Annotated in this window: 20 protein-coding genes; 15 read left to right on the top strand and 5 right to left on the bottom strand. The window is 32.6% G+C overall.

Features of this window, described 5'->3' with window-relative positions:
• Nucleotides 1-50: 50 nt before the first annotated feature.
• The gene (locus tag ACZ2G2_RS01380; protein ID WP_470393593.1) at nucleotides 51-239 is read left to right on the top strand and encodes a hypothetical protein; all 189 of its coding nucleotides are present in this window, start codon (nucleotides 51-53) and stop codon (nucleotides 237-239) included.
• 430 nt (nucleotides 240-669) lie between these two features.
• Here the strand turns inward: ACZ2G2_RS01380 and ACZ2G2_RS01375 are convergent, their stop codons facing one another.
• Complete coding sequence (locus ACZ2G2_RS01375; protein ID WP_101203036.1) at nucleotides 670-3,114, bottom strand: TonB-dependent receptor; 2,445 nt, start codon at nucleotides 3,112-3,114, stop codon at nucleotides 670-672.
• A gap of 104 nt (nucleotides 3,115-3,218) precedes the next feature.
• On the opposite strand from ACZ2G2_RS01375, the gene ACZ2G2_RS01370 reads away from it, so the two are divergent.
• Nucleotides 3,219-3,581 (top strand): CoA-binding protein, encoded by a 363-nt coding sequence (locus ACZ2G2_RS01370; protein ID WP_470393592.1) that lies wholly within the window; start codon nucleotides 3,219-3,221, stop codon nucleotides 3,579-3,581.
• Here ACZ2G2_RS01370 and ACZ2G2_RS01365 read toward each other — a convergent pair.
• Nucleotides 3,565-5,052, bottom strand: coding sequence for a sodium:solute symporter (locus ACZ2G2_RS01365; protein ID WP_101203034.1), 1,488 nt, complete (start codon nucleotides 5,050-5,052; stop codon nucleotides 3,565-3,567). The genes ACZ2G2_RS01370 and ACZ2G2_RS01365 overlap by 17 nt on opposite strands.
• 203 nt (nucleotides 5,053-5,255) lie before the next feature.
• On the opposite strand from ACZ2G2_RS01365, the gene recR reads away from it, so the two are divergent.
• The 3 genes from recR (at nucleotide 5,256) to ACZ2G2_RS01350 (ending at nucleotide 8,376) form a co-directional block, all read left to right on the top strand.
• Entirely contained in the window at nucleotides 5,256-5,873 is a 618-nt protein-coding gene (gene recR / locus ACZ2G2_RS01360; protein WP_090839503.1) for a recombination mediator RecR, read from the top strand.
• A gap of 6 nt (nucleotides 5,874-5,879) precedes the next feature.
• Nucleotides 5,880-6,977, top strand: coding sequence for a glycosyltransferase family 2 protein (locus ACZ2G2_RS01355; protein WP_470393589.1), 1,098 nt, complete (start codon nucleotides 5,880-5,882; stop codon nucleotides 6,975-6,977).
• 94 nt (nucleotides 6,978-7,071) lie between these two features.
• On the top strand, nucleotides 7,072-8,376 hold the full coding sequence (locus tag ACZ2G2_RS01350; RefSeq protein ID WP_470393587.1) for a dihydrolipoamide acetyltransferase family protein: 1,305 nt from the start codon (nucleotides 7,072-7,074) through the stop codon (nucleotides 8,374-8,376).
• Nucleotides 8,377-8,510: 134 nt separating this feature from the next.
• On the opposite strand, the gene ACZ2G2_RS01345 is transcribed toward ACZ2G2_RS01350, so the two are convergent.
• Entirely contained in the window at nucleotides 8,511-8,885 is a 375-nt protein-coding gene (locus ACZ2G2_RS01345; RefSeq protein ID WP_090839161.1) for a nuclear transport factor 2 family protein, read from the bottom strand.
• Nucleotides 8,886-9,024: 139 nt separating this feature from the next.
• Complete coding sequence (locus ACZ2G2_RS01340; RefSeq protein ID WP_282069547.1) at nucleotides 9,025-9,663, bottom strand: glutaredoxin family protein; 639 nt, start codon at nucleotides 9,661-9,663, stop codon at nucleotides 9,025-9,027.
• Nucleotides 9,664-9,813: 150 nt separating this feature from the next.
• Between ACZ2G2_RS01340 and ACZ2G2_RS01335 the strand changes: the two genes are divergently transcribed.
• The 9 genes from ACZ2G2_RS01335 (at nucleotide 9,814) to ACZ2G2_RS01295 (ending at nucleotide 16,442) form a co-directional block, all read left to right on the top strand.
• Complete coding sequence (locus tag ACZ2G2_RS01335) at nucleotides 9,814-10,587, top strand: 3'-5' exonuclease (RefSeq protein ID WP_470393584.1); 774 nt, start codon at nucleotides 9,814-9,816, stop codon at nucleotides 10,585-10,587.
• Between the two features lie 59 nt (nucleotides 10,588-10,646).
• Nucleotides 10,647-11,258, top strand: coding sequence for a fumarylacetoacetate hydrolase family protein (locus ACZ2G2_RS01330; RefSeq protein WP_470393582.1), 612 nt, complete (start codon nucleotides 10,647-10,649; stop codon nucleotides 11,256-11,258).
• Entirely contained in the window at nucleotides 11,259-11,600 is a 342-nt protein-coding gene (locus ACZ2G2_RS01325; protein WP_090839168.1) for an Hpt domain-containing protein, read from the top strand.
• Complete coding sequence (locus ACZ2G2_RS01320; protein ID WP_470393580.1) at nucleotides 11,600-12,850, top strand: competence/damage-inducible protein A; 1,251 nt, start codon at nucleotides 11,600-11,602, stop codon at nucleotides 12,848-12,850. Before ACZ2G2_RS01325 ends, ACZ2G2_RS01320 begins: the two co-directional genes overlap by 1 nt.
• An 81-nt stretch (nucleotides 12,851-12,931) precedes the next feature.
• A complete protein-coding gene (rpmB, locus tag ACZ2G2_RS01315) occupies nucleotides 12,932-13,168 on the top strand; it encodes a 50S ribosomal protein L28 (RefSeq protein ID WP_090839172.1) in 237 nt (78 codons plus the stop codon).
• Nucleotides 13,169-13,195: 27 nt separating this feature from the next.
• Nucleotides 13,196-13,378, top strand: a complete 183-nt coding sequence (gene rpmG, locus ACZ2G2_RS01310; protein ID WP_055435478.1) for a 50S ribosomal protein L33 — start codon at nucleotides 13,196-13,198, stop codon at nucleotides 13,376-13,378.
• A gap of 37 nt (nucleotides 13,379-13,415) precedes the next feature.
• Nucleotides 13,416-13,568, top strand: a complete 153-nt coding sequence (locus ACZ2G2_RS01305) for a DUF4295 domain-containing protein (protein WP_090839173.1) — start codon at nucleotides 13,416-13,418, stop codon at nucleotides 13,566-13,568.
• Nucleotides 13,569-13,735: 167 nt separating this feature from the next.
• Nucleotides 13,736-14,710 (top strand): signal recognition particle-docking protein FtsY, encoded by a 975-nt coding sequence (gene ftsY, locus ACZ2G2_RS01300; RefSeq protein ID WP_090839174.1) that lies wholly within the window; start codon nucleotides 13,736-13,738, stop codon nucleotides 14,708-14,710.
• Nucleotides 14,711-14,792: 82 nt separating this feature from the next.
• The gene (locus tag ACZ2G2_RS01295; protein ID WP_470393576.1) at nucleotides 14,793-16,442 is read left to right on the top strand and encodes an amidase family protein; all 1,650 of its coding nucleotides are present in this window, start codon (nucleotides 14,793-14,795) and stop codon (nucleotides 16,440-16,442) included.
• On the opposite strand, the gene ACZ2G2_RS01290 is transcribed toward ACZ2G2_RS01295, so the two are convergent.
• Complete coding sequence (locus ACZ2G2_RS01290; RefSeq protein WP_470393575.1) at nucleotides 16,439-17,515, bottom strand: serine hydrolase domain-containing protein; 1,077 nt, start codon at nucleotides 17,513-17,515, stop codon at nucleotides 16,439-16,441. The genes ACZ2G2_RS01295 and ACZ2G2_RS01290 overlap by 4 nt on opposite strands.
• A gap of 94 nt (nucleotides 17,516-17,609) precedes the next feature.
• Between ACZ2G2_RS01290 and rimO the strand changes: the two genes are divergently transcribed.
• Nucleotides 17,610-18,914, top strand: coding sequence for a 30S ribosomal protein S12 methylthiotransferase RimO (rimO, locus tag ACZ2G2_RS01285; protein ID WP_090839180.1), 1,305 nt, complete (start codon nucleotides 17,610-17,612; stop codon nucleotides 18,912-18,914).
• Nucleotides 18,915-18,947: the final 33 nt, after the last annotated feature.

Raw genomic sequence — 18,947 nt, 5'->3', positions numbered from 1 at the left:
TTTGCTACTAATTAAGTATCTTTATGTGGTATTAATTAAACAATATAATTATGATCAAAAATAAAAAAATAGGTTCAGGGACACTTCTAATAGTTGTAGCATTATTTTTTTCCATTCAATTTTTAAATTTTAATACTCTAGTCGAAAAAGGAGGGATGATAAGTGTTTTATTTATTTTTGGTTTGGGAGTACATACAATTTATGATGGACTTAAGGAGAAAAAGAAAGCGAATGAATAACAGTCTTTTATTAAAGCAATATAATAATAATAATAATAATAATCTATATTTCATTGTATAGTTACTATCAAGAAAAAAAAAGCCAGAAACAAAATTTTGTTTCTGGCTTTTTAACTAACTAACTACTTAAACTTAACTATATAAATCTTTTTCTTGTTTTTTGTTGTGAAGACTAATTCAAATAAAAATAATAAAACTGATTTACTGTCTTGTTATAGTTAAGACGCATAAAAGAGAAATTTATTACGCTGACTATTAGTATTTAACGTGGTTTTAACACGGAAGGGGTCGATAACAAAAAATGATGTTAAAAAAACAAAACCCCAAAACTGATCAGACTTTGGGGTTTTTATCTAGCAACTAACTTAAACACTAACCATTAACTGTTTGTTAGCTACTAAATAACCTCTAGATGGTATTGTTTATACTATTACATAAATCCACCACCGGATTTAGTATCGTCGTCTCTTTGTTTTCTTGATTTAGCTCTGTATTTTCCGCCACCAAAACGGTACGATAAACGTCCGGAAATTTGTTGGCTTTCCCAGTTAAATCGACCTTGTTGTAAATAAGGAGTTTGGCCTTCAAACTGCGCGTACATGGTGTCAAAAATATCATTATAGCTTAAGCTAAAACTGGCTTTACCTTCTAAGAAGCTATAACGCATCCCTAGGTTTACCATTAACATATCTTCCATTTCAAATTGTATGTTTTTGTTTTTTCCGCTGTACATACCAAAAGCAGATAAACTTAAAGCTTTAGTGACTTTAAAATTATTAAAGGCTCTTACATTCCAAACGATATTGTCAACTTTAACTGTGTTTAAAACAATGTTTTGGTTGGTGTCAAAAGATTCGGCAACACTTTTTTGTGTTTGAGAAAATAAATCAAAACTACCATTAATACTCCACCATTTTGTAGGTCTATAGTTTGAAGATAATTCTATACCATAGGCAGAAGAGTTATCAAAGTTTAAGTTTGTAAAAAATAGTCTGTTAACATCTGATCTGTCTATTAGGATGGCTTGTTGTATTTCGTCTTCAATAATTCTATAAAACACACCTGCGGTAATACTACCGTTTTCTAACTGTCTTGTGTAATTGGTTTCAATGGAGTTTGTAAACTGTGGACGTAATTCTTGATTCCCAAATTGAGAGATTAAAGGCGTACTCCATTCTGGTAAAGGATTAACTTGTCCAATACCTGGACGATCCACACGTCTACTATAGTTTAATTGAAACGAATTTTTATCTGAAGGTGTGTACGTTAAAAACGCTGAAGGATATAGTTTAAAGTAATCATTATCAAATGGGATTGTCGTCTCATCGCTTGATGCTAAATCTTTTTTGAAAGCCTCAGAATCTACAGCAACAGTCTCAGCACGTAATCCAACTTGATAGCTCCATTTATCTAATGTTTTACCATAAGTAGCGTAGGCAGAATAAATATCTCTTGTATAATCAAAAGTAGTGGTTGTCGGAATGTAAACTCCAGATTGATTAGTTTCTCTTGCGTCAGATTGGTAAAAAATAGTAGTGTTAAACAAGCGGGCTTGTAAACCAAATTCTAATTTAGTAGTTTCTGATATAGGATTACTATAATCTAAATTTATTGTAGAGCTTGCTCTGTCAGTATCTGTGTTTTCTAAAAAGTTTGGACGTTGAGAGCTAAAAAAGTTGTTTCTAGAATCTGATAAACCATCATATGTATTGTGATCAACCTCTAACTCTAAACTATGTCCATCGTCATTAAAGTCGTGCTTGTAGTTAAAATTGTATTGTTCAGAATCGTTTCCGTTATCATTTCTAGTAAACTGAGATTCGTTTAAAGCAGCATTCGCTAAATAATTGATTTCAGAATCAACATTAACCCAACCGTCAAAAATATTTTGATTTGTAAATACAGAAATAGTATTTCTATCATCCAAATAATAATCTAAACCGACTTTAAATAAATGAGATTTGTTGTTATTTAGAATTTCAAATTTTTGCTGAATATCTTGTTCAACTCTATTAATCTCTCCAAAATTGAAGTTTTTGGTGACACTATTATTGTAAGAACCATATAAATTGAATTTTCCGTTACGGTAATTAGCATCAATCGAGCTATTAAATTTAGCTTCGATGTCATGCGATAGCCCAATATTTATATTCCCGTTAAATCCAATTTTTGTGTTTTTATGTAGTACAATATTAATAATACCACTCATTCCTTCAGGGTTATATTTTGCAGACGGATTAGTAATTAATTCGATGCTTTTAATAGAAGAAGATGGGATTTGTTTTAGTAATTGTTCCGCAGGAATGTTTGATAATTTACCATCTACCATAACTCTTACATTTTGGTTACCACGTAAACTAATAGAGCCTGTTTGTTGATCAACACTTACAGATGGTAAGTTGTTCATAATCTCGCTAGCAGTTGCTCCAGCAGTTTGTAAGTCTTTACCAATAGTAATTACTTTTCTGTCTACTTTTTGCTGTATTGTTGAGGTTTCTGCCACAATAGTTACTTCGTCTAGGCTAGTTGCTGCCTCTTCTAAATTAATAGTTCCTAAGTCTATAACTTTATTATCTTTAGTAATAACAATGGTTTTAGTCTGTGGTAAAAAACCTAAATACTCGATAGTAATTAAATTAGTGCCTTCTGGGATTTGTGTCACTCTAAATTGTCCTTCGTCATTTGTAATACCGCCAGTTATTAATTTATTGTTGGTGTCTTTTACAATGACGTTAACATAAGGTAAGGGTTGGTTAAGTGATACGTCTAATACATTACCGGTAACGGTTCCGATTTTGGGTAAAGCATTTGTTTTGTCTTGGGCCTGGATACTAAAGGTTAGCAATAGTAAGGCAATGGTGATTAGTTTTTTCATTGTTTGATTGATTATTTGATTGATGTATTTTACTTCTATTATAAAGACGCCTTAATTTGTAAACTGTTACTGTATATTTATATTATTTTTAAATTTTAACATTTATGAGCAAAAAAACGTTAGTCCTTGGGGCATCACTAAAATTAGATAGATATAGTAATATTGCATTGCGCAAATTGGTTAAGTACGGCCATGAAACGGTTGCTTTCGGGATGAAAGCAGGAGAAGTCGTTGGTGTTACTATTGATAAAGAATTACAACAATATCAAGATTTAGATACTGTTACACTATATTTAAATCCAACACGACAAAAAGAGTATTACAATTATATTGTAGGTTTAGATCCAAAGCGCGTGATTTTTAATCCAGGTACAGAAAACCCTGAATTGTACGTGCTTTTAAAAGAAAATAATATTGACTTTGAAGTCGCTTGTACTTTAGTATTGTTGTCTACAAATCAGTATTAGGTTTCGCTTTCGCGGAAATTAAAAGCAATCCTATAAATGTTATTAAACCATTTAAAGGAAGAATTTCCCAATGGAAAGCATACTTCCCAATAAAGCTATCAGGAAAGTTTGCAGGAAGCTCTGTAATAAAATAAGTGATTATTATAGACGCTAATCCTACAATCCAAGCAAAGTTGTCTTTAATAGAGCGCTTAGTTAGTATTCCAAATGCAAACAAACCTAATAAAGGACCATAAGTAAAGGTGGCAAACTTAAATAGGTTACCGACAACGCTACCTTCTAATTCATTAAAAATAACCACAACCACTATTAGTAATAAGGATACACCAATATGTACTTTTTTACGTAGTGGTTTTTGTTGTGCTAACGGTAATTTTTCAATATTTAAAAAATCAATAGAAAAAGATGTTGTTAGAGATGTTAATGCACTATCAGCACTACTGTAAGCTGCAGCAATTAGTCCTATTAAAAAGGTGATTTGTAGCCCAAGACCTAATCCTTGGTTCATAGCTATTTCTGGGAATAATAGGTCTGTTCTTACTTTGCCATCTACAACAGGGATAGAAACCCCAAATTGTTCAGAATATATAAATAATAAAGCCCCTAAGGATAAAAATATTACATTAACAAATACTAATAAAATAGACATGCTAAACATATTTTTCTTAGCATCGCTAGGATTTTTACAGGTTAAGTTTTTTTGCATCATATCTTGGTCCAAACCAGTCATAGCAATAGTTATAAATATACCTCCAATAAAGTATTTCCAGAAATAGATTTTACTGTTTACATCATCAAAAAAGAATAGCTGACTTTTAGCCTTAAAACTGTCCTTGTTAAATATCTCGGTTACGGACCAATCTAATTTATTTACAATTAAAAATATAGCAACAATAACAGATGTTAGCATGGCTAAAGTCTGCAGTGTATCTGTCCATACAATGGTTTTAATACCGCCACGTTTAGTGTATAACCATATTAATGCAATAGATATGACTACGGTTAACCAAAACGGAACGCCTAAGGCTTCAAATACAATGTATTGCATGGCTAATGCTACTAAAAATAGTCTAAAAGCTGCTCCGGTAACTCTGGATAATAAAAAGAAAAACGCACCAGTCTTATAGCTAACCGTTCCAAAGCGTTGCTCTAAGTATTGGTAAATAGAGGTGACGTTTAATTTATAATACAAAGGTAAAAGCACAAGAAGCACGACTAAATACCCAACAAAAAAACCAAATACACCTTGCATATAGGCAAATTGTTGTCCCTCAATCAAACCAGGAACCGATATAAATGTCACACCAGAAAGTGAGGCGCCAATCATTCCAAACGCAACAACATACCAAGGCGATTGCTTTTTTCCTTTAAAAAACACATCGTTAGAGTCGTCTTTTCCTGTAAAATATGAGATTAAAATTAGCACACCAAAGTAGGCTGCTATTAATAAAAGGATTTGTATCGAAGTCATAAAAATTGGATATAATGGACAAAATACAAAATTAGTATTTAGATAAAAGTTATTTGACAATAAACAGAAAATTATAACCGATTTTAGTTAAAAATGTACTGAAGGTTATTTTGTTTTTTAAGTTAAAACATATAGATTTTATTAACATAATTAGACTTAAAATAAATGCTAAAAGTAATAGCAAAAGCATTAATTTTGCAGTTATGGAATTTTCTTCAAAACTTCTTGAAAACGCAGTTAACGAGATCTCGCAACTGCCAGGTATTGGTAAGCGTACAGCATTGCGTTTAGCGCTACATTTATTACGTCAGCCTAAAGCGCATACACATGGGTTAAGTCATGCTTTAAATACCATGGTTAACGATTTAAAGGTATGTAAATCTTGTAATAATATTAGTGATAACGAGCTGTGTGATATTTGCTCAAACCCATTGCGTAAAGCAGATGTTATTTGCGTGGTCGAAGACATTAGAGATGTAATGGCTATTGAGAATACAGCGTCGCATAAAGGACTATATCACGTTTTAGGCGGAAAAATATCGCCAATGGACGGTGTGGGACCTCACGATTTAAATATTGTTAGCCTAGTACAAAAAGTAAGAGAAGGTCAAATTAAAGAGCTTATTTTTGCGTTAAGTCCAACTATGGAGGGTGATACAACAAACTTTTATATCTATAAACAAATTAAAGATTTTAGCATAGAAACATCAACTATTGCTAGAGGGATATCTGTTGGTGACGAGTTAGAATATGCTGACGAAATTACCTTAGGACGTAGTATCTTAAACCGAATTCCATTTGAATCTTCATTAAAGTTATAAGCATTAATGAAGCTATCCATAATTATATTAAATTATAACGTGCACTATTTTTTAGAGTTGTGTTTGCAAAGTGTATCAGCTGCAATTACAAATCTAGAAGCAGAGATTATTGTCGTAGATAATAACTCTTCAGATCAAAGTTGCGCTATGGTTAAGCAAAAGTTTCCTAATGTAAAACTGATTCAGAATAAGGAAAATTTAGGTTTTTCAAAAGGGAATAATATAGGTGTACAGCAAGCTAAAGGGCAGTTTTTGTGTATTCTAAATCCCGATACAGTGGTTCCTGAAGATTGTTTTGAGCAGTTATTTGAGTTTTCAAAAATTAAAAACGATTTAGGATTGTTTGCTTGCAAATTAGTGGATGGTAGAGGTTGCTTTTTACCAGAAAGTAAGCGTCAAATTCCAACACCCAAAGTGGCAATGAAAAAGGTGTTTGGATTTGATAAATCGTATTATGTATCCAATTTAAAACCAAATACGTCAGGTATAGTGCCTGTTTTTGTAGGTGCTTTTATGATGTTAGAAAAACAAATTTATCAACAGGTTGGCGGATTTGACGAAGACTATTTTATGTACGGAGAGGATATTGATTTGTCTTATAAAATCGTAAAAGCTGGTTTTGATAACATGTATTATGGTCCGATAAAAGTCATTCATTTTAAAGGCGAAAGCACATTAAAAGATGCCAATTACGCCCAACGTTTTTATGGTGCGATGCAGATTTTTTACAAAAAGCATTTTAAACGTAACTTAGTTTTTGATGCATTGGTTTGGATTGGTATAAAAATGGCTAAACATTTAAATAATAACGCTTTCGCGGAAATAAAGCCGGTTAGAAACCACACTATAGTATCTGATAAAAACTATCCTGAGTTAGAAAATAAAATAGCTAAACCACTTAATAAAGTTTCAGAATTATCAAAAACAGAAGCAGATACACAGGTTATCTTAGATGCTAACTATTTAAGTTTTAAAACAATTATTGAAACGATAATAAATTCTGAAAAAAATAAAAATTTAAGCTTTAGAATTCTTCCAAAAAACTCTAATTTTATCCTCGGAAGCGATTCATCAAAAAGCAGAGGCGAAGTGCTTCACTTTTAAAACGTTGCAAAATGATGCATAATAAGTAGTAAAAACGCTTATTATTTATTAATTTTGCAATTCAACACATTAAAAAGACTAGTAAATTATTAATATGGCAAGATTTGAACTTAAGTTACCTAAGATGGGAGAAAGCGTTGCTGAAGCAACAATTACTTCATGGTTAAAAGAGGTTGGAGATACTATTGAATCGGATGAAGCAGTTTTAGAAATTGCAACAGACAAAGTAGATAGTGAAGTACCAAGTGAAGTTGATGGCGTTTTAGTTGAAAAACTATTTAACGTGGACGATGTAGTGCAAGTTGGTCAAACCATAGCAATAATTGAAACTGATGGTGATGCTGGTACAACAACCGAAGCACCTAAGGCTGAAGCTAAACCTCAGGCAGCAGTTGCAGCACAGGAAGTATCTAAAACAATGGAAGCAGCCAAAGTTACTACAGAAGCGATTGCTTCTAGTGATGAGCGTTTTTATTCGCCTTTAGTAAAAAATATGGCTAAAGCAGAAGGTATCGCTCAAGCAGAGTTAGATACTATTGCTGGAACAGGTAAAGATGGTCGTGTTACTAAAAACGATATGATTACTTATCTAAAAGATAGAAGTGGTCAACCTGCAAAAGCAGTTGTAGCACCAAGCGCTCCAGCAGCTAAAGCAGCGCCAAAAGCAGCAGCGCCAATTGCTGTGTCTGAAGGAGATGAGATTATAGAATTAACTAGAATGGGAAAAATGATTTCTCATCACATGGTACAATCTGTTCAAACTAGTGCGCATGTACAAAGTTTTATAGAAGCGGATGTTACTAATATTTGGAATTGGCGTAAAAAAGTTAAAGATGGTTTCGCAAAACGCGAAGGTCAAAACTTAACGTTTACACCAATATTTATGGAAGCTATTGCTAAGGCATTACGTGAGTTTCCGATGATGAATATCTCTTTACAGGGTGATACTATCATTAAAAAGAAAAACATTAACCTAGGTATGGCTGCAGCTTTACCAGATGGTAACTTAATTGTACCTGTTATTAAAAATGCGGATCAACTTAACTTAGTTGGTATGACTAAAGCGGTTAACGATTTAGCAGGACGTGCAAGAGATGGTAAGTTAACACCAGACGATGTACAAGGTGGTACATATACCGTAACTAACGTAGGGACGTTTGGAAGTATCATGGGGACACCAATTATTAATCAACCACAAGTTGGTATTCTTGCTTTAGGTGCAATACGTAAAGTACCTGCTGTAATCGAAACGCCTGATGGCGATTTTATTGGTATCCGTTACAAAATGTATTTATCACATAGTTATGACCATCGAGTTGTAAACGGTGCGTTAGGTGGTCAGTTTGTAAAAGCAGTTAAGGATTACTTAGAAGCTTGGGACAAAAACAGAGAAATCTAAAACCTTTTATTGATATTTAGAGCGTAGCGAAGCATATCAGATATTAGAAATAAATAGTATAATACTAAAAAAGCACAATCTTAAGATTGTGCTTTTTTTTATGTGTTGTATTTAAATAATATATTCAGTAAGCATTAATACATGGTATTCTTGTTGGCAGATTGTTTTGGTATTTGCTGTATGGAATCCCAGTGTTCTATAATTTTTGCATCTTTATCAAATCTAAAAAAATCCATAGTAACATATTGATCGTTGTCTGGCCAAACCTGGTGGGTATGTAAAGCTACCAAATCGTTTTCTGAAATTATACGGACAAATTCTATTGATTTTTTAGGATACTCTTTTTTCATACGTTCAAAATATGCAATAAAACCTTCAATGCCATTAGCTACCGCTGGATTGTGTTGGATGTATTCTTTACCAACATATAATTCTGTTGCCTGTCTAGGGTTTCCTTCATATGCCATTTTGTAAAACGCAACAGCATTTTGTTTCATCTTTTCGTTCATAAGATTAGGTTTTGGTTGTTTTGTTTTCACTTTTAAAAATAAAGGATAGCAATAAATTTATCTAATTTTTTATGAATAATGTACCCATAATATACGTCTTTTATACTTTCAGGGGATTTGAACAGCCCATTTTTACTTATTAATTAAACCCGTCGCGTAACGCCTGAATAAAACTTTCTAGACTGTCAATGTCATTGTAAAGTTTGTCATCAATTTTCATGATCGGAATTTTATTGAAATCGCTTTTTGGCTTTATAGCTTTAAATTCTTTTATAATCTTATTATAGTTTGTTGTGTCTTTGTCCAAGTTGTATTCAGTATAACTAATCTTATTTTTGGTCAAAATATGTTTTGCATCTGGGCAGATGGTACAATCATCTTGCGTGTACAAAATGACAGATTTATTGTTTATTTCTTTGTCTAATTTAAAGTCAATAATCTCAAAGTCTTTGTCTATTTCTAAAGCGTAAGATACTTCGTTGACCACTAGTATATAAGTGTATTTACCTTCTTTACCGTTTAGTTTTACCATGGTTAAAACACGAACACGGCTGTTTCCTTTTATTGTTTGTAAAATAGGGCGTTCGCTACTGCGTCTAAAATCATTGGTGTCCACCTTTAAAAAGATGTCGTAAGATATAGAGTCTGTGTTTTCTATATAAATCTCATAGCGCTTGCCTTTAATTTCTTCTTGCAATTTAACATGCTTATGTTCGTTTTGTCCAAAAGCAGTTAGTGATAGTAAAGTAATAAATAGTAGTGTAAGGTTTCTTATCATTTTTTAAAAGTATTACAAAGTAAAAGTAACAGATTAGAATTATATTTGCATAAACCGTACCGAAAATTGTTTGTATTAAGTAAAATGCAGGTCATACTGCTTTTATTGTCTTTAATATGCTCAATTTTGGATGTAAACCAAAAAATAAATATGTCTTTAAACTTAACCAAGCCCATCTGTTTTTTCGATTTAGAAACGACTGGAATCAATATAACATCAGACAGAGTCGTAGAGATTTCTATATTAAAAGTGTTTCCAAACGGAAATAAAGAAAGTAAAACATGGCTAGTTAATCCAGGAATGCCAATTCCGGCTTTAGTGTCAGCAATACATGGTGTTACTGATGAGAGAGTTGCAAACGAACCTACATTTAAACAATTAGCACCAGAAATTAGTGCAATGATTAAGGATGCTGATTTAGCAGGCTTTAATTCTAACCGGTTTGATATTCCGCTTTTAGCAGAAGAAATGTTACGTGCAGATATGGAATTTGATATGAAAGGACGTGTTGCGGTAGATGTGCAAACTATTTTTCATAAAATGGAGCAACGTACCTTGGGTGCAGCTTATAAGTTTTATTGCGATAAAAGTTTAGAAAACGCACATACTGCAGAAGCAGATACTTTAGCGACTTACGAGGTTTTAAAGGCGCAAGTAGAACGTTATGACGAGTTGGAGAATGATACTAAGTTTTTAGCTGAGTTTAGTTCTAGACGTAAATTTGCTGATTTTGCAGGTTTTATAAGTTACAATAAAGAAGAGCAAGAAGTGTTTGCTTTTGGGAAACATAAAGGAAAACTGGTAACAGATGTTTTAGATAAAGAACCTGGGTATTTTGGATGGTTACTAAATGCGGATTTTCCATTATACACTAAAAAAATATTGACAGCAATTAAGTTAAGAGCCTTAAATAATAAGTTTTAATTTTATTTAATAGTTTTAATCCGAGACAAACTGGCACTGTCTCTAATACATAACAGCATATGAAATTAATCTGCATTGGTCGCAATTATACAGACCATATTAAAGAATTAGAAAACGAAAAACCTACAGATCCAGTAGTGTTTATAAAATCTGATAATGCAATACTTTTAAAAAAGCAACCCTTTTTTATTCCAGATTTTTCAGATGATGTGCATTATGAAGTTGAGGTTTTAGTAAAAATCAATAAGCTTGGAAAACATATAGATAAAAAATTTGCACATAAATACTACGATCATGTAGGGTTGGGGATAGACTTTACAGCACGTGATGTGCAAAAGCAATTAAAAGATAAAGGGCTACCTTGGGAAAAGGCAAAATCTTTTGATGGAGCAGCAGTAATAGGTAAGTGGATTGATAAGACAGAATTTTCTGACGTAGATAGTCTTAATTTTAGATTAGAAAAAAATTCTGAGGTCGTTCAAAGTGCAAATACCGACTTAATGTTGTGGAAAATCGACGAATTAATAGAATATGTATCAAAATATTTTACTTTAAAGATAGGAGATATTATATTTACGGGAACACCGGCAGGCGTTGGTAAGGTAATTGCTAATGATAAACTAAAAGGTTTTCTTGAGGATAGAGAGTTATTCTCAATAAATGTGAAATAAATGGAAAAACATTACAAACTACATAGGCTTAAAGAGTTAGCAGATAACGATCAAGAATTTTTATTTGCTTTAGCTTCTACTTTTATAGAAGAAGTGCCAGCGGATGCAGAAATATTAAAGGTAGCAGTAGAAAATGAAAATTATCTATTAACCTATCAGACGGCTCATAAAATGAAACCAACAGTAGACATGTTTGAGTTGGGAATATTAGACGACTTAATCGTAGTACAAGATTGGGGTAAGCTAGAGCAAAAGGATAAAAATATTACTGCACAATTAAATAGTGTTTTGGCTGCAATTGATAGAGCAACTAAAGAGATTATTCAAGATTTTAAACTATAATGCAAGCAGAAATAATTACTATTGGAGATGAGATACTGATAGGTCAAATAGTAGACACAAACTCTGCTTTTATAGGTAAAGCGCTAAACTCCATTGGTGTTTCAGTATATCAAATTACATCCATACAAGATGATAAAGCACATCTGTTAAAAGCATTTGCTGAAGCAGAAAAAAATGCGGATATTATCATAATTACGGGAGGTTTAGGACCTACAAAGGACGATATTACAAAGCACACGTTAGCCGAATATTTTAATGATACTCTAATTCAAGACGACGCTGTTTTAAAACATGTAGAGCAGCTGTTTAAAAAGTATATCAATCAGCCTATCTCGGATGTAAATAAAAAACAAGCCTTAGTCCCTTCAAAAGCAAAAGTACTAACCAATAGGTTTGGAACAGCACCCGGAATGTGGATTGAAAAAGGTGACAAAACGTTCATATCATTACCAGGAGTACCCTACGAGATGAAATCTTTAATCGAGTTGGAGGTGCTACCTAAATTAGCCGAAAAATACAAACGCCCTTTTATAATACACAAAACACTTTTAACCTATGGTTTAGGTGAAAGTGTAGTTGCGGAGCGTATAGAGGCTATTGAAGATGGTTTGCCAAATCATATTAAACTGGCGTATTTACCTGCTTTAGGAAGCGTTAGATTGCGTTTGTCAGGTATTGGAGAGGATGAAGCTAAGTTAGAACAAGAGATCCAGATCGAAATAGATAAAATACTGCCATTAATACAAGATATTTTTGTCGGTTATCAAGATAATACCGAAGGCTTAGAATTAATTATTTCTAAACAATTAACACAAAAAGGACAAACTTTGGCATTAGCAGAAAGTTGTACGGGTGGAAAATTGGCGGAACAATTTACATCACATTCTGGAGCATCTGCATTTTTTAAAGGTGCAATTGTCAGTTATGCTACGCAGACTAAAATTGACGTTTTGGACGTGCCAGAGGATTTAATAAATCGCTTTTCGGTGGTTAGTTCTGAGGTTGCGAAAGCTATGGCGACCAATGTTAGAAAAAAAATGAATTCGGATTTTGCAATTGCCACAACCGGTAATGCAGGACCAACAAAAGGAGATAGTGATGCAGAGGTTGGAACCGTTTTTATAGCTATAGCTACAAAAAACGGAGTTGAAGCTCATGAATTTACGATGGGAAATCATCGTGAACGCGTCATAAATAAAACAGTAAATAAGGCTTTAGAGTTGCTTCAAAAAGAAATTTTTAAAAATTAATTATTTAGCTCTTGTAAAATAGTAAATAATTAGTATCTTTGCACCTCGATTTTTAATAACATATTTTAAAGTTATAAAGTAATGTCAAGAGTTTGTGAACTTACAGGAAAGAAGGCAATGGTTGGAAACAACGTGTCTCACGCAAAGAATAGAACTAAGCGTACATTTGATGCTAATTTGATTAAAAAACGTTTTTATATTCCTGAAGAAGATAAGTGGGTAACTTTAAAAATATCTACATCAGCGTTAAAAACTATTAATAAAATCGGTATCTCTGCTACATTAAAAAGAGCAAGAGCTAACGGATTTGTAAAATAATTGCCCAAAAGGTAAAGTATAATAATTATGGCAAAGAGAGGTAATAGAGTACAAGTAATATTAGAGTGCACAGAGCACAAGGAGTCTGGACAGCCAGGAACGTCTCGTTATATTACAACGAAGAACAAAAAGAACACTCCAGATAGAATGGAAATTAAGAAATTCAATCCTATCTTGAAGAAAATGACCGTTCATAAAGAAATTAAATAATATTCTTTTTAATAAGAATACTAAAACCATATAAGTCATGGCAAAGAAAACCGTAGCATCTTTACAGACATCGTCTAAAAGATTATCAAAAGCAATTAAAATGGTAAAGTCTCCTAAAACTGGAGCTTACATGTTTGTTGAATCAATCATGTCACCAGAATTTGTTAGCGATTTTATGAAAGACAAATAGTCTTCATAAATTTATAATATACAAAAGCTACTTTCTATTAGGAAGTAGCTTTTTTGTTTTTAAAATATTGCGTTACTTTACAGTATAAAACTATGACAATGTAGCAGTCATTTAATTTAGGCTTTATAATTGTATTACGTCAACCAATAAAAACCAATAAAAAACAAATGAGTTTTTTTAAAAAAATATTTTCTTCAGAGAAAAAGGAAACCTTAGATAAAGGTTTAGAAAAATCAAGTACTAGCTTTTTAGGAAAGCTAAGTAAAGCAGTTGCTGGAAAGTCAAAAGTTGATGATGCTGTTTTAGATAATCTTGAAGAAGTTTTAGTATCAAGTGATGTTGGTGTAAACACAACATTAAAAATTATTGAGCGTATTGAAGCTAGAGTATCTAAAGATAAATATTTAGGAACTGACGAACTTAACAGAATTTTACGTGAAGAGATTGCTGGCTTATTGTCAGAAATTGACGCTGGAGAAGATACAGAATATAAAATACCAGTTTTACCAAAGCAAGCAGACGGTAGTAAAACACCTTATGTTTTAATGGTGGTTGGTGTTAATGGGGTTGGTAAAACAACGACAATTGGTAAATTAGCATATCAATTTAAAAAACAAGGTTTAAGTGTTGTTCTTGGTGCTGCAGATACGTTTAGAGCAGCTGCAATAGACCAATTGCAAGTATGGGCAGACCGTGTAGATGTGCCAATGGTAAGACAAGATATGGGATCAGATCCCGCATCTGTTGCTTTTGATGCGTTGGAATCTGGTGTTACTCAAAATGCCGATGTTATTATTATTGATACCGCTGGACGTTTACACAATAAGATTAATTTAATGAACGAGTTAACAAAAGTTAAACGTGTCATGCAGAAAGTGATTGGAGACGCGCCTCACGATGTTTTATTAGTTTTGGATGGTAGTACAGGTCAAAATGCATTTGAACAGGCTAAACAATTTACAGTAGCTACAGAGGTAACTAGTTTGGCAGTAACAAAGTTAGACGGTACGGCAAAAGGTGGTGTTGTTATTGGTATTAGTGACCAATTTCAAATCCCTGTTAAATATATTGGTGTTGGAGAAGGTATTGAAGACTTACAAGTGTTTAATAAATTTGAGTTTGTAGATTCTTTCTTTAAGTAATAATATCTCTATAGTTTATATATTCAAAGGAGTGCAGTTATGCACTCCTTTTTTATTTCGTATTTTTAGAAAAAAATAGCTCATGAAATTAGTTAGGCTTTGTCTTCTTTTAATAGTTTTAGTAGGTTGTAAAAACGATAATAAAACTAAAAGTACAGATGTAGATACATTAAAAGATAGCGTTATAGTTGATAAACCTTTTAGAGAGTTTAAAGTATTAGATTCTAAATATTTGTCTAACGCGATAATTTGGCAAGACCTAAATAGTCAATTAAAAAGTTTTACAGAAGCTAATTATAATGCACTTAAACCTATAGTTTTAGAACAAGACATTCCAACATTGCAGCAATATGTGTCTGATGGTAAATTAAGTTATGAAGCATTAACTAAATTTTATTTATTTAGAATTAGAAAATTTGATAGAGAAAACGCTTTGTCTTTAAATTCTGTGATAGCTATTAATCCTAATATTATTGCGGAAGCTAAACAGAAAGATAGTTTACGAAGTACTTTAAGCGATGCAAAAGTTTTAAAAGCATCGCTTTTTGGAATGCCTATTTTATTAAAGGATAATATTAATACTGCTAGTATGCCAACTACAGCAGGTGCAGTCGCACTTAAAGATAATACAACCCAAGATGCTTTTATAGTTAGTAAGCTTAAATCTAATAATGCTTTAATTTTAGGTAAAGCTAATTTAAGTGAGTGGGCGTATTTTTTCTGTGGCGATTGTCCAAGTGGTTATAGTGCCATTGGAGGACAAACTTTAAATCCTTATGGTCGTAAAACTATTGATACAGGAGGTTCTAGTTCTGGAAGCGCAGTAGCTGTGGCTGCTAATTTTTGTGTTGCTGCAATTGGTAGCGAAACGTCTGGATCAATATTATCTCCATCTAGCCAGAATTCGGTTGTTGGTTTAAAGCCAAAAGTTGGATTAGTTAGTCGTAGTGGTATTATTCCAATTTCGTCAACATTAGATACTGCAGGCCCAATTGCTAAAAACGTAACGGATACATCAATTGTTTTAGATGCTATTTATGGTTATGATGCGCAGGATGCAAAATCTTTTAAATCAAAGGATTTAAAAAATGTGGATACTAATTATACAAAATTTAAATTCGCATCACTACGAGGGAAGACATTTGGAGCTTTCAAAGGTTTGCTTGAAGATTCATTATACGTTAAAGCAATAGCTGATTTAAAATTACAAGGCGCAACGATTATAGAGTTTGAACCTAAAGATTACCAACTGCCAGATTTTTTAAGACTACTTAATTTAGATATGAAAAAAGACCTGCCAGAATATTTTTCTAAATATGGAGATCCTTCATTAGGTTTAAAATCAGTGGAGGATGTTATGGCATTCAATTTAAAAGATTCAATAAATAGTATGCCTTATGGTCAAAGTTTATTTGAAGGTATAGTAGCAGATAAAGCAACAAACGAAGAATTTTTAGAAATTAAAAAACAGCTAAAAATTAATGGATCGCTGTATTTTTATTTTGCCAAAAAACAACACAACTTAGATGCTTTTTTATCTATAAATAATTATCATGCTGGATTTGCTGCTGTAGCAGAAATTCCTGCAATTACAATCCCTATGGGATATACAACAATTGGAGAACCAAAAGGATTAACAATAATAGGTGATTCTGAAAAAGAAATATTGGAATATGCATATTTGTATGAGCAAGCTTCAAAAAAGAGAGTCGCACCATTAAAATACGACTAATCTATAACGTTATTTATCTGCTCCCAAAGTAAATTATCATAGTTTGATAGCGCAAAATTAGCATCATTTGCTGCGTTTCCCATTCTAACTATAACGAGGTCTTTACTAGGTGCGATGTATATTTTTTGATCATTTTTACCTAATGCACAATACATGTCACTAGGTGCGTTTGGTATTAATGTTCCGGAAAAAGCGACTTGAGTTTGTGGTAAATTAAAACTGTCCTTACCATTCAGCCACCATAAGTAACCGTAAGCTGGATTGAGGTTTTGAGACGTATTTGTGGCTTCATTTAAAAATGATTCAGATAATATTGCAGTGTCATTCCAATGTCCGTTAGCGTATATTAATAATCCAAATCGCGCCATACTTCGACTAGTGCTCCAATATATGTTTAAATCCTCGTTAGTAATCCATGCACCAGTCATGCCAATGGGGTCTTTTAAGTTTTCATTAAAATAAGTGTTCCAAGTTTGATTGCTAGCTTGGGCTACAACATCCTGTAGTTTTAGATAAACATTGTGGTATGCCCATCGTGTGCCAGCGTCTGCTAAGTACTGTAAATTAGTTGTGGTAATAGCGTCGCCTAATGTGTCATCTAAACCAGAATCCATGGATAAAAGGTTTTTATTGGTTATTAGATTTTCTTGTTCTTGGGTAGTATTAGTCCATCCTAAACCTAGATAATCAGATACCCTTTGGTTAATATCAAGTAAACCTTGGTCTTGTGCGATGCCGGTAACGGTAGCTGTTAATGTTTTTCCTGCGCTTGCCCAATACCATGGACTGTTGGCTGTGTGACCATTAAAATACTGCTCGTAAGCTATTTTTCCTTTGTGTAAGATTATAAACGACTTCGTATTGGTTTCGTTTAAAAAGACAGTTAATTCGTCAAGACTTTCGCTATTCCAGTTTAGTTCATTCGAAGAAACGGTATCCCAGTTATTTGAATTTATTGGAGGGAAATAAATAGTATCTATAGAAGGGGTTTCAATAGACACGCTTTCATTTTCCGAAGAACAACCTATAATACTCAGGACAAATACAGTAATAAGTAAAGTACGTGGTTTCATGGTGTTAGTTTTCTATTTGACTAATATAAATCATAATGGTTTAATATCTGATATATTAAAATTAGATAGTATCTTTGCAGTCCAAAAATGAGGTATGAGAACAAAGTCACTTAAAAAGAACAAAATCAACGTAATAACTTTAGGTTGTAGTAAAAACGTTTACGATAGCGAAGTCCTAATGGGACAATTAAAAGCTAACGGTAAAGAGGTTGTGCATGAAGAAGAAGGTAATGTAGTAGTTATAAATACTTGCGGTTTTATTAATAATGCCAAAGAGGAAAGTGTAAATACTATTTTAGAGTATATGCAGAAAAAGGAAGATGGAGAGGTTGATAAAGTTTTTGTAACAGGTTGTTTAAGTGAAAGATATAAACCAGAATTACAGAAGGATATTCCTAATGTAGATCAGTATTTTGGTACTACAGAATTACCAGGATTACTTAAGGCTTTAGGTGCAGATTATAAACATGAGCTAATTGGTGAGCGTTTAACAACAACACCAAAAAACTATGCCTATTTAAAAATTGCTGAAGGTTGTGATAGACCTTGTAGTTTTTGTGCTATTCCTTTAATGAGAGGGAAACACAAATCTACACCAATTGAAAACTTGGTTATCGAAGCTGAAAAATTAGCAGCTAATGGTGTTAAAGAATTAATCTTAATTGCTCAAGATTTAACATACTACGGTTTAGATATTTATAAGAAAAGAAATCTTGCTGAATTACTTGAAAACTTAGTAAAAGTTGAAGGTATAGAATGGATAAGATTGCATTATGCTTTTCCAACGGGTTTCCCAATGGATGTATTGGACTTAATGAAGCGTGAGCCTAAGATTTGTAATTATTTAGATATTCCATTACAACATATTAGTGACGATTTACTAAAAAGTATGCGTCGTGGAACTACTAAAGAAAAGACGACTAAGCTAATACACCAGTTTAGAGCTATAGTTCCAGAAATGACTATTAGAACAACATTAATTGTTGGGTATCCAGGCGAAACTGAAGCACATTTCCAAGAGTTAAAACAATGGGTAAAAGACATGCGTTTTGAACGTTTAGGGTGTTTTACGTATTCTCATGAAGAAAATACACATGCTTACAATTTAGAGGATGACGTACCACAAGACGTTAAGCAAGATAGAGCTAACCAAATTATGGAAATTCAATCTCAGATTTCTTGGGAGTTAAATCAAGAAAAAATAGGAGATACCTTTAAAGTGGTTATAGACCGTAAAGAAGGTACATATTTTGTTGGTCGTACAGAGTTTGATAGTCCTGATGTAGATAATGAAGTGTTAATAGACGCTACTGAAACGTATTTAAAAACGGGAGAGTATTACAACATTAAAATCACAGAAGCTGAAGATTTTGATCTTTACGGTGAATTGGTGAAGTAATCGTTTTATTGGATATTATTAGTTATAAAGTAA

The sequence above is a fragment of the Olleya sp. KKT75 genome (assembly GCF_055635485.1).
This window is presented reverse-complemented; position numbering and strand designations above follow the sequence as displayed.